Source organism: Parapedobacter brassicae, assembly GCF_051400755.1.
Classification (GTDB): Bacteria; Bacteroidota; Bacteroidia; order Sphingobacteriales; family Sphingobacteriaceae; genus Parapedobacter.
Genome location: NZ_JBLFFL010000003.1, coordinates 187560 through 198063, shown reverse-complemented (window position 1 = coordinate 198063; position 10504 = coordinate 187560). Strand labels below are relative to the sequence as shown.

10 protein-coding genes are annotated in these 10504 nt (G+C 53.0%); all 10 read right to left on the bottom strand.

The features are described from left to right. Nucleotides 1-234: 234 nt before the first annotated feature. From ACMGDE_RS10155 to ACMGDE_RS10110, 10 genes are read right to left on the bottom strand one after another with little or no spacing between them, the layout of a single operon-like run. On the bottom strand, nucleotides 235-3903 hold the full coding sequence (locus ACMGDE_RS10155; RefSeq protein ID WP_436832674.1) for a 1-acyl-sn-glycerol-3-phosphate acyltransferase: 3669 nt from the start codon (nucleotides 3901-3903) through the stop codon (nucleotides 235-237). A gap of 52 nt (nucleotides 3904-3955) precedes the next feature. Then, nucleotides 3956-5140: a DUF2062 domain-containing protein gene (locus tag ACMGDE_RS10150; RefSeq protein ID WP_436832673.1), complete on the bottom strand. Its 1185-nt coding sequence runs from the start codon at nucleotides 5138-5140 to the stop codon at nucleotides 3956-3958. Nucleotides 5141-5154: 14 nt separating this feature from the next. Further along, entirely contained in the window at nucleotides 5155-5622 is a 468-nt protein-coding gene (locus tag ACMGDE_RS10145) for a hypothetical protein (protein WP_436832672.1), read from the bottom strand. A gap of 4 nt (nucleotides 5623-5626) precedes the next feature. After that, nucleotides 5627-5995: an ApeI family dehydratase gene (locus ACMGDE_RS10140; RefSeq protein WP_436832671.1), complete on the bottom strand. Its 369-nt coding sequence runs from the start codon at nucleotides 5993-5995 to the stop codon at nucleotides 5627-5629. A gap of 44 nt (nucleotides 5996-6039) precedes the next feature. Then, nucleotides 6040-6681, bottom strand: coding sequence for a flexirubin biosynthesis/transport protein LolA2 (lolA2, locus tag ACMGDE_RS10135; protein ID WP_436832670.1), 642 nt, complete (start codon nucleotides 6679-6681; stop codon nucleotides 6040-6042). Beyond that, nucleotides 6674-7375 (bottom strand): polysaccharide deacetylase family protein, encoded by a 702-nt coding sequence (locus ACMGDE_RS10130; protein WP_436832669.1) that lies wholly within the window; start codon nucleotides 7373-7375, stop codon nucleotides 6674-6676. Before ACMGDE_RS10130 ends, lolA2 begins: the two co-directional genes overlap by 8 nt. Continuing rightward, nucleotides 7372-8430: a beta-ketoacyl synthase N-terminal-like domain-containing protein gene (locus tag ACMGDE_RS10125; protein WP_436832668.1), complete on the bottom strand. Its 1059-nt coding sequence runs from the start codon at nucleotides 8428-8430 to the stop codon at nucleotides 7372-7374. The genes ACMGDE_RS10130 and ACMGDE_RS10125 overlap by 4 nt, the downstream gene beginning before the upstream one ends. Then, nucleotides 8423-9637: a beta-ketoacyl-[acyl-carrier-protein] synthase family protein gene (locus ACMGDE_RS10120; protein ID WP_436832667.1), complete on the bottom strand. Its 1215-nt coding sequence runs from the start codon at nucleotides 9635-9637 to the stop codon at nucleotides 8423-8425. The genes ACMGDE_RS10125 and ACMGDE_RS10120 overlap by 8 nt, the downstream gene beginning before the upstream one ends. After that, entirely contained in the window at nucleotides 9634-9888 is a 255-nt protein-coding gene (locus tag ACMGDE_RS10115; RefSeq protein WP_436832666.1) for a phosphopantetheine-binding protein, read from the bottom strand. The genes ACMGDE_RS10120 and ACMGDE_RS10115 overlap by 4 nt, the downstream gene beginning before the upstream one ends. Beyond that, nucleotides 9881-10501: a hypothetical protein gene (locus ACMGDE_RS10110; RefSeq protein WP_436832665.1), complete on the bottom strand. Its 621-nt coding sequence runs from the start codon at nucleotides 10499-10501 to the stop codon at nucleotides 9881-9883. The genes ACMGDE_RS10115 and ACMGDE_RS10110 overlap by 8 nt, the downstream gene beginning before the upstream one ends. Between the last annotated feature and the right edge of the window lie 3 nt (nucleotides 10502-10504).

The window sequence follows — 10504 nt, the reverse complement described above, 5'->3', positions numbered from 1 at the left end:
CAGGCAGCTGCTCCTCAGCTGGAATCGGTTCGCGTTGCTCCCAATTCCGAGGCTTCGTCGGCAGCTGCCTGAATCGTTGGTAGGGTTAGGGGATGGAACAGGCAGCTGCTCCTCAGCTGGAATCGGTTCGCGTTGCTCCCAATTCCAAGGCTTCGTCCGCAACTGCCTGAATCATGGGTGTGGATTGGGGGGATGGAATAGGCAGCTGCTCCTCAGCTGGAATCGGTGTCACGGTCAGCGACGAAAAACGGTCACACCGTTTTCATTAAAAGCAAGCTCGAAGCCTTGCGCAGTCAGCGCAGGGATCTCCGGCTCTATATCTTCAAACACGATCCAGCTGGCATCCTGCCTATAGGGCTTCCAGTCGATGGCTGTGCCGGAAACAATGACCACGTCGGCTTCTCCCGGAGGCGGAACGTCCGGTGTAAACCGCAGCGGATAGCGATTTACCGTATACGTGTGTTGCGCTACGCTTATCATCCTGTCGTCATCATCCCAAGCAAGTACCTGGCGCGCCGCGCTATCATATACCAATAAGAAGTCCAATATACCATAGCCGCAACCCAAATGCAGGAAACGTCCCGTAAGGGGCATCTGCCGTAGCAGTCGATGATAGCACACGTGGTTTGCGGTAAAGGCTGCTTTTACCGCCCGCTGAACGGGTCTGGGTTTATAAAGGAAATTGAAATAAAGCTTTTTCTTGAAATAATCAGGCCCTTCGCGTTCATCCCGCAATGCCCTGAATGCCGTTTTGAAATGTGCGGCAATTTTCTTAGCCCGTTCAGGATAGCTATCGCCAAACGTCGGATCATCATGGGTGATGCGGGGCAGAAATTTCATCGTGATGGGTCCGGGCTTCAGCATATTGTCGTTTTTTGGCAAGGCGTGAGCATTGCCGTGAACCAATACCGGGAGGATATCCAGTTTCAGCTGTTCGGCGAGGTAGAAGGCTCCTTTGTGAAAACGTTGGATAGCCGTGGTGGTCGATCGGGTACCCTCCGGAAACACGATGATGGAATACCCTTGCGCCACCTTCTTGCGCAGTCTTTCCAGCCCTTGGGGATGACTCTCAGACGCGGGGTAGAAGCCGACCATGCGAATAAGCCTGCCGAAAAAGGGCGAGCGAAGCTGACGGTCGTTTACCATGAAGATTTGCATGCGATGCAGGAGGCCCATCGTCGGTGTATCCAAAATGGATGTATGGTTGGCGATGACAATGGCCGGCGGGTCGTAATTGGACGGGTGATGCCCGATGACTTCCATGCGTACGCCGGGTGTCCGATACATTAGGTTGTGGAAAAAAAGCTGCAAAACACGATGGAATATCGTGAACTTCTTTTTCCGGCTTACGGGAACAAGGGGGATGAGCAATTGTGCTAAGATGCTCACGAGTAAGCCGCCGACAAAAAAATAGCCAAAGGTAAGGCCGGTCAGTATTAAATTGCCCAGGCGCCAAGGGGTATTGCCCCGCGCTTGGGGGTTGCTGATAAACGTGCGGAACAGCCAGGGCTGTATGGAAAAGGACATCAGTACCACCACCAGCAGGCCGATCAGCGGGATGACGGATATAGACCGTATGGCGGGGTGCTTGGCAAACACCAATATGCCAAAGCAAAGCATGGTGGCCAGTGCCGACATCACCACACCTGATTTGTACGCCGGCATGTCACGGCTGCCATAGGTATATTGTTCTAGCAGTCCCTTGGTTACGAAGATGGAATAGTCTACCCCCAGCCCAAAGATCAGCGTGGTGATGATGATGTTAAAAGCGTTGAACTGAATGCCGAATATACCCATGAGGCCTAAGGTGACCAGCCAGCCCAAAAAAATGGGCACGTTGGTGACCAAAGTAATCTCCAGGCTGCCGAAAAACAGGAAGATAACCACGAAAACGGCGATGGATGCAAAGAGAAATAAACTGTTGAAATCCGCTTCGAGGTTGCTCAGCAGCTTTTCCTGCAAGTGTTTGCGGTCGATCGCCAATACACCCTCATGGCCATCGGCCAACGATTGGATCAGTTGCGCGGCGTGATCATCATCGGTTTTCACCACCGTGGTGATGGTGGTGAGGTCATTGCGCGAGGCGATGAACTCGTCCAAAAACAGGTTGTTCAGCAATGTTTGATCGGTACTGTCCAACGCCGTAAAGGTATGCGACAATACCTCGAAAAAAGGAGCGAAGGCGTTCTCTTTGAAGCCGACTTTCCGACCTTCGGCAATCAGCAGCTGTTGCAACCGCTCTTTTTTGCCGCCTGACCAGAATTGGTTCCATCGATTGATCTTTTCATCCAGTTGCTTGGATGAAAACACCACATTTCCTACCGATTGAAAACGATGGATAATCCCTTGTGCTTCTGCCTGTTCCAATTGTCGGTATAAGCGGGCATTTCTTCCCAATGCTTCATCATATGTGTCGCCGTAAGCCACCAGGTAGATGGATTTAGCGGCATAGTTATCGAGACTATCGAGTGCCTGCTCTGCCCGCTTGAGGTGCTCGGGTTGATAATTCAAGGCGGCCAGGTCGTCATTGAAACCAACCCGCTGGAAGGTGAAGAGGCAGACAATGGTAAGCGCAATACCGATACCCAACACCCATTTGTTGCTACTGAAATCATACCGAGCGATGGCATCGATGAAGGTGTTTTGCCTTACGCTTACCGTTTTCTGGGGCGTATACACCTGCGGGATAAACACCAGCGCAAAAATAGCTGCGCCCATCACGCTGACAGCGGCGAAGAGCCCCAGGTCTTTCAGCACATCCGAGCGCAAGAACAGCAAGCAGAGGAAGTCTACCGCCGTGAAGACCGCGCACATCAGCAGGGGTTTGGTGGTGCTTTCAAACAGCTTTTTGACATCACCCGTGCCGCGGTAATGACTCAGGATGTGCAGGGAGTAGTCCAGTGTGAGGCCTAACAGTACGGAGCCGATGCCGATGGAAATGGCCGAGATGGTGCCTTTGATCCCATAGAGCACCGCCATGCCGAGCAAGCTGCCGAAAGCAGCCGGAAAGAGGATGATCAGCGGAATGTAGATGCGGCGGTAAAAATAGATGAAAAGCGCCACCAGCACCGCGAGCGCGATGGATAGGGTCACCTGGATATCCTGTTTGACCTGCTGGGCATTGGCTACGGCCACGGCTGCTGCGCCGAAATATTCGGCTGTAGCCTGTCCGGCAAATTGCGTATTCAGTTCCTTGATGGTTCGATCGAGGATCCGGATGAATTGCGTGTTTTGCGCGGTCTCACTGCTGCCTGCCGCGGTGATGATGAATGCCAGCAGGTTTTTGCGGCCACGGGCGATGAGGTAACCATCTTCCAGGGTAAATTGCTCGCCTGCTTGCAGGCGTTGAAACTTGCGAAGCCCCAGGTACGTCATCCCCAATGGATCCTGCCGTGCCAACGATGCTGTCATCACCCCCTGAGGACTGGCAATGGCCTCATATGCCTCTTGTACGGTTACCGCCACGGTATCGGGCTGTAGGAGGGTGTCGATGCGTCGGTAGTCGGCATCGTCCAAGAAGAGCGGCAGGTTGTGGCTCACCACATCCATCAATTCCAGTAGCTGGTCGTCTTCTAATCGCGCCTGCAAGCGCTGGATGTACGGCGCCCCCACACGATCCATGGCTTCCGCAAAGGCATCGGCATATGCTTGTAATGTTGCGATATCGCCTTCGTGGGGCGTCGTGATGTTGACCACGATTTTGTCGGCAAACTTGGCCGATTGCAATACCTCGTTTATGTGTTCGGCTTCTTCGCTTGCTGGGATCAGCTTGATGATATCCTCTTCAAAGCGGATGCGGCTCGCCCAGTAACCCAATAGCAGGAAAATCAATGGCAGGGAAACGAAAAACGCGGTCCTGTGCTTTTGAAAGTAACGGAATATCCTATAGAAAAAAGAAGCCAATTCGCACGTTGTTTATTCAGCAAAGTTAGCAGATTATCTCGATTTGTCAGGATTACTGAGTATGCCCGGTATAGCGGTTTCTCCAGGTGAGCAGCATATAGCTTGCCGCACCGAAGACAGCAGCAGCACCTACCGCCAGTACCAAACTACCCACGATATATTCTGTTAAATGCTGTTGGATAAACCCGCTGTACGTACCGAGCTGTGTCCAGTGGAACGGTTGCGCAGTGGGTCGCCCGATGAGGAACGCGCCCGTTTGGATGCCGGCATAAATGATAAAAGGAATAAACGGTGGGATACTCACATTCGAAAAAGCAAAGGCAATGAGCTTATTGAGGCGGAGTACCAGGGCGAGGAACAGCACCGTGATGGTCTGAAATCCCCAAAGCGGAGATAGCCCTATCAATACCCCCAACGCGACGGATGCCGCTTTTTTCCCGACAGAATCCGCACTGTGTAAGAGGTCCTCAAAAAAAAAACGTTTGAATCCTTTTTCTTTAAACGTGCGGAAATAATCGCGGGGACGGATGTACAACAATGTCACCAATACCAGCCACGTATTGAGCACACTGATGCGGGTGAAGTCGCGAACCGGCCGGAAGTGCGACACCCGCTCAGCGGGATTGTACAGCACCTTTACCGGGATATTGCGTACTGGAATGCCTCTCCAGGCCGCTTTGACGATCACTTCCACTTCAAACTCAAATTTGGTAGTATAAAGGCGGATATTCCGGATCTCCCGGAGTGGGTATAGCCGAAAACCGGATTGAGTGTCCGTCAATGTGATGCCTGTTTCAAAACGGAACCAAAAGTTGGAAAAACGGTTGCCGAAGCTGCTCTTGCCCGGAATACCCTCCTGATTCATGTTACGGTCGCCGATCAGCAACGCAGGTCCGTTGTCTTCAATAGCCTGCACAAACTGTGGAATGTCATCCGGAAAGTGCTGCCCATCCGAATCAATGGTGATGGCATAGTCAAATCCTTGTTCGTCAGCTACCCGAAACCCCAAGCGCAGCGCATAGCCTTTCCCTTTGTTGTGCGGCAGATGGACGGTGGTCACCCCCGGGTACTCGGCCAATATATTGGGCGTGTCATCGGTCGAGCCATCGTTCACCACGATGATATGCGAGGTATACCTGCCTACACCATCAAGGACCCGCTTGAGCGTTTTGGCGTTGTTATACGTGGGGATGATTACACAAGCGTTTATCGCGGCTAATACCTGAGTGCTGGTCATTTAGGTCGGGCAGATCATTTTTTAGAAAACGTTTCGAAATAGCCATTGATCATGGCTTTCAACCCCTCATCTTTCACCGAAGGCAGGGCCTGTTGTACAAATTTCCGGTCTTCTTCGATGTGCTGGTTATATTTCAGGAATTTCGGCAGGTGTTCCTGTACGCTGAGTCGGATCAACCTGATTTCCGGATTGTCAGGTTCAGCCGTTGCGGCCTGCTCGATCCATTGTACGGCTTCTTTGACCTTCGGCCCGCGCTCAGCCAACTTCTCGTATCGGGCTAATAACATCAATCCAGACCCTTTATAGGCCATCAATACCGGTTTATCACTTGCTGTCACCCCTTTCAGCGGCTCATAAAATGCGGCTGCTTGTTCCCGCGACTTCGTGGCATCCTTATAGCGCAGCCGGACAGTGTTGAGGTCCTGGGCCTGGATGAGCACGCTCCATCCCAATGCAGTTAGGAGAAAAAACAGCTTCTTCATATGCCTAAACTTTTTGGAAGACGCCGCTGAACTTAAGTGCCACGGTATCTTCGAATAAGGTAGTGCTCCTCACAGAAAGCATTCCATCTTCTTCTTCAACATCCAATTCGACCTGAATGTTTGGATGGAGTTCCGGATTGATGATGGCCATAAACTTTACGTTCTTGGCTCTTTTCAATACCAATGCACATTTTGCCCATTTTTCCGTCAGTTCCTTGATGATTTGCATCATGCACACGCCGGGCGTCACCGGATGGCCCGGAAAATGGCCCTTGAACACCGGATGTGCCTTATTGATGGCAATGGATGCCGATACGCGCTGGCCGTCCGCAGTGAACGCCACTAATGAATAAAAATTGGGTAATAGTGACATAACAGGCAAAAGTAAGAAATCCGCCGAATATCGGTCGAACTAAACTATTTAAGGGTGAACTTGTCCTCCGATATCGTTGCATTTTTCCGTTGATGTTCAAAAGTGATCAACGTGTAGTCCGCCGCCGGATCGATGATTTTGGTGCGTTTTAATAAAAAAGTAGTGCCCTCAAAGGTCAGTTCCACTTGTTTCATGTATTTGCGCAGCGCCCCTTCCTTGGGGATCAACCGAGCCAAATAGCCCGTGCCTTCGCGATAATAGGTGATATCGAAGCGACTATCGTCCAGGATTTTTCCGCCCTGTACCGTACCCACCATCAGGTCACTCAGGGCGTTTAGTCTGCTGTTGGACGTTAGGTCGACCTGCTTCTTCTTGTCGGCTCCCGCATCCACGCGCATGGTTTGACCATCAAAAACAATCACATGCCGCGTCGGTTGGAGGTATTCCCACCGGATCTGTTGGGGCGCCTTGAAATAGAGCTTGCCCGAAGACGTGATCGCCTTTTCCACATAGCTCAGCTGCTTCGTTTGCGTGAAGTCACTTTCAAGCGATCTTATGTTTTTGGTGTTTGCCGTTACCTTTTCCTTGAACAGCGCAACCTCAGCAGCAGTCAATGCCTTTTGCTGGGCGGAAGCCACGGAGCATAACACCAGCGCAATCATGATCAGTATTCGATGCTTATGCATACGCATTCCGTTGAATTAAGGTATCCACTGTCACCATCGTGAAATGGCGTTTCTGGAGTTCGGGCAACAACTGTTCCAAAACAAGCGCTACCCGGTCGTGGGTATCGTGCAGCAGGATGATGTCGCCGGGCTTGGTCTTTTTTAAGATGGTACGGACAATGCGCTCGGCCGGGCGTTTCAACGTGTCATAGGGTCGCACGCGCCAACCGATCACCGCGTGGCCGCTTTCTTTTACCGCCTGTGCCAAGTGAGGCGTGGTGACGCCATAAGGCGGACGGAAGAACCGCGGCCTACGACCGATGCACTCGGCAATGGCGGTATCCGTGTGCCGTATTTCTCCCAGCCACCCGGCTTTCGTGCGGAAATCAATGGTGGCCGCGTGTGTATAGGAATGATTGCCCACCAGGTGTCCCCGATCATTGAGCAGTCGCACAAGGTCAGGGTGCTTGGCAATCTGCTTGCCGATGCAAAAAAATGTGGCCTGGACATGATATTCCTCTAACAGGGCCAATACCTTCGGGGTGTAGATCGGGTGGGGACCGTCGTCAAACGTAAGGGCAATCCGCTGGTCGGTGATTTCACCGCGGTGCAGGGCTTTGAGAAAGAAGTTCCATTGAATGTTGAAGGCGCCGAGTATCAAGATAAGCAAGCCTATCACAAGCAAAACCAGCAATATGAATAGTGTTACACTCATCGTTCCACTAAAATCAACCCATGGTTTTTTCCCCGGCGCTGGGTATAGATGAGAATGCGCTGCAAGGAACGGGGTTGAACAGTATTCAGCAAGAGCGATGGCGGCACGTGCTGCCACCTGAATAGGTTCAACGCCAAATGGAGTGCCGCGGCCACCACCGTATCGTATTCCCCGAAGACATGCTTGAAACCGATGTGCGGCAGTTCCCGGAAGAGCGTGCTGCCCACGGTCTCATATACAGCATCGTAGCGTGCATCGCCATTGTATCCCAGCATTACCGCATCGATGGCAGACACATCCAGTCCATGCCGTTGTAAGAAACGGCTAATGAAGGCTGTCGCATCGCTCGTTTCATAACAGGTTTCCACCGCTGTAAGTTGCCCGATCGCTTGATCAGACGCGTTGGAAGTAACGAAAAATCCAGCCCCTTCGGCGGCGATCTCGCCAGCGGTGGCGGCTGCCGCCAAGGGGGCCGGGATTGCCGGTGTGTCTTGCTTTAGGTACCCGGCGAGATCCCAAAAGCGGGTCGTCCGTTCACCCAATTCATCTACACCACCCAACAGGACGGTTTGGGCGGGGTGTTCGGCCAGGTAGATCATCGTGTCTAGCACCGCCGACTCAAAAGAGTTAGCGTTGTTGACGTAGGTCATGTTATACCCGTTGCATTTAAGGGCCAGGGCAATGGCCGCCGCTGCCATGTTATGCGTAGACTGGATGAAGGGGGTGGGATTAAGCGCTCCCGCTTCATCGGCCAAAAAGGTTTCGACGAACCGTTCCGAATCCCGCAGGCAACCCAGTCCCGTACCGGCGATAACCGCATCCACGGTATCCTTCCCGGCTTCTTGCAAGGCCGTTTTAGCAGCAAAGATTGCCATGCGCATGCTTTTATTCATGCGCCGCAGCTGCAACGCCGGGATAGCGGTCTTATAATCGGGGTCAAGGGCAGGCACCGGATTTTGGGCATATGCCGTCAGCGTATCGAAGCGATAGCCCGTTTCAAATGTCGGCTGGATCGAGACACTGCCACTGCCATGGATGTAGATCGGCTTAATCATTTGCTTTGGAAAATATCAGGGTACTGCAATTGCCGCCGAACCCGATGGAGTTAGACAGTACATGATCAATCCGCTGCGTTTTCAGTCGGGTCTCCGGCAGGATACCCAGCGCCGCGATGGGCGTCGAAAAATTCAGGTTGGGGAAAACCAGCTGATGCTGCAGCGCCAATACCGAAAATACGGCCTCTATCGCACCGGCCGCCGCCAGGGTGTGGCCCGTAAAGGCCTTGGTAGAACTGAATGCAGGCAGGGCGTCTCTGGATCCGTACACGCGCAGCAACGCACTGCCCTCGGTTTGGTCGTTGTTGGGTGTCGCCGTGCCATGCGCGTTGATGTAATCGATATCGGCGGCCTCCAAGCCGGCTACGTCGATGGCCTGTTTCATCGCCAGGTAAGCTCCCTCGCCGTCATCGGACGATGCCGTTTGATGATAGGCATCGTTGGCGTTGCCATAGCCGGTCAAGTACGCCAGAGGCTTTTTTGATTGCGACGCGACCAGGTCCGGCGCTTCCAACACCAGGTAAGCGGCCGCTTCCCCCAAGTTCAGTCCGCTTCGGTTTTCGTCAAACGGTTTGCAGTGTGTATCGGCATAAATCATCAAGGAATTGAAGCCGTTAATGGTAAACCGGGATAGGCAATCCGAGCCGCCCACAATCGCCCGATCCAGCAAGCCCATCTTGATCATCCGCGCTCCCAGCATGATGGCATTGGCGGCGGAGGAGCAGGCCGTGCTGATGGTCGTCACGAAATCCCTCACGCCCAATTGACTCGCCAATTGCTCAGCGCCGCATCCGCAGGGATGTGTGGGGATGAAACGCCGGTTGGCGGCTGAGGTAAGGTAGTCATCATAGTAGCGCTCCGTGGCATCCATGCCGCCTACGGTGGTGGCCGAGATGACGCCGGTACGGAGGCCGTCCGCCGGATCGACCGAGGCCATCGCGATCGCCTCCTTAGCGGCCAGGAGAGCGAGCAAGGTGCTGCGGGTATACGCCTCCTGACGGGGGATAGCCAAGCGGTCATACAGCTCCGCATCGGATATACTGATCTGTCCGGCCACCAAGGTATGCTGGTGGTGGGCAGCTAACTGAGAAATGCGCCCGATGCCGTGCTTCGCTTGTATCAGTGAGCGGAAATTGGAAGCTACATCCGCGCCAATGGCAGAGATGGCCCCCATTCCGGTAATGGCTACGGGGCTGTGGTAGTTCATTTGCGATGTGCCTCGATGTAGTCGGCCATCGTTTGGATGGTCTCAAATACTTTCCGACCCTCTTTGGGGTCGCCAAGCTTGATGCCATAGCCCTTGTCGAGCATCACGATGAGCTCCAGCGCGTCGATGGAGTCCAACCCCAATCCATCGCCGAATAAGGGGGTGTCGTCATCCAAGTCGGCTATGGTCAGGTCTTCCAAGTTGAGTTGGGTAATGATTTTCGCTTTCAGCTCTTGTTTTAGTTCACTCATATGCTTCCTTATATAATCCTTCCAGTTGCTCAGCGGTATACGGTATGCCACCCTCAGTGCCAATATGATACAGGAATAGGTCGCACCGTTGCTCCGTCACTTCCACCCACCCGCTGATGATGCCGTCCGTCTTTTCATTGCCCAGCATCGCATGGGTATAAGGTACTAAGAACGCTGGCAAATACCGGTCAAAAATAAAGAAAACATTTTCGCTATGCAATTGGTGGCGGATGCTGATTTCGCCCATGGCGATATTGGGCAGGGTATAAACAAACGTCGCCGGACTCGCCGCGGCATTTTCCCCGGAAATATCGGCAGCATGCCGACTATCCGAGAGGTAGCTGGATGAATAGTTTGAAAAGACGAGTGCGGTATCACTGCGATAGGGACCCGATTTCCGCGCCAGGAGTTCCGTTGCGATGAAGCTGGCTTTGCAGAGACCATCCATTTTGTGAAACTTCGGGTAGTCGATCTCCAATTGCCGGTAGGCGATCTTGAGGAAATCATTCAGCGTGGTCGATTCTTCCGCCTTCAGGTACACCTCGCCGTTGACTACGATCAATCGGTCGCGGATGATGCAATAGGATCGGATAAAATAACGCTGCTTGTCCATAAG

Excerpts from the sequence above, each read along its gene's own strand:
- ACMGDE_RS10150 (WP_436832673.1), bottom strand. The coding sequence starts at position 5,140 with ATGACCAGCACTCAGGTATTAGCCGCGATAAACGCTTGTGTAATCATC.
- ACMGDE_RS10140 (WP_436832671.1), bottom strand. The coding sequence starts at position 5,995 with ATGTCACTATTACCCAATTTTTATTCATTAGTGGCGTTCACTGCGGAC.
- lolA2 (WP_436832670.1), bottom strand. The coding sequence starts at position 6,681 with ATGCATAAGCATCGAATACTGATCATGATTGCGCTGGTGTTATGCTCC.
- ACMGDE_RS10120 (WP_436832667.1), bottom strand. The coding sequence starts at position 9,637 with ATGAACTACCACAGCCCCGTAGCCATTACCGGAATGGGGGCCATCTCT.
- ACMGDE_RS10125 (WP_436832668.1), bottom strand. The coding sequence starts at position 8,430 with ATGATTAAGCCGATCTACATCCATGGCAGTGGCAGTGTCTCGATCCAG.
- ACMGDE_RS10115 (WP_436832666.1), bottom strand. The coding sequence starts at position 9,888 with ATGAGTGAACTAAAACAAGAGCTGAAAGCGAAAATCATTACCCAACTC.
- ACMGDE_RS10145 (WP_436832672.1), bottom strand. The coding sequence starts at position 5,622 with ATGAAGAAGCTGTTTTTTCTCCTAACTGCATTGGGATGGAGCGTGCTC.
- ACMGDE_RS10110 (WP_436832665.1), bottom strand. The coding sequence starts at position 10,501 with ATGGACAAGCAGCGTTATTTTATCCGATCCTATTGCATCATCCGCGAC.
- ACMGDE_RS10130 (WP_436832669.1), bottom strand. The coding sequence starts at position 7,375 with ATGAGTGTAACACTATTCATATTGCTGGTTTTGCTTGTGATAGGCTTG.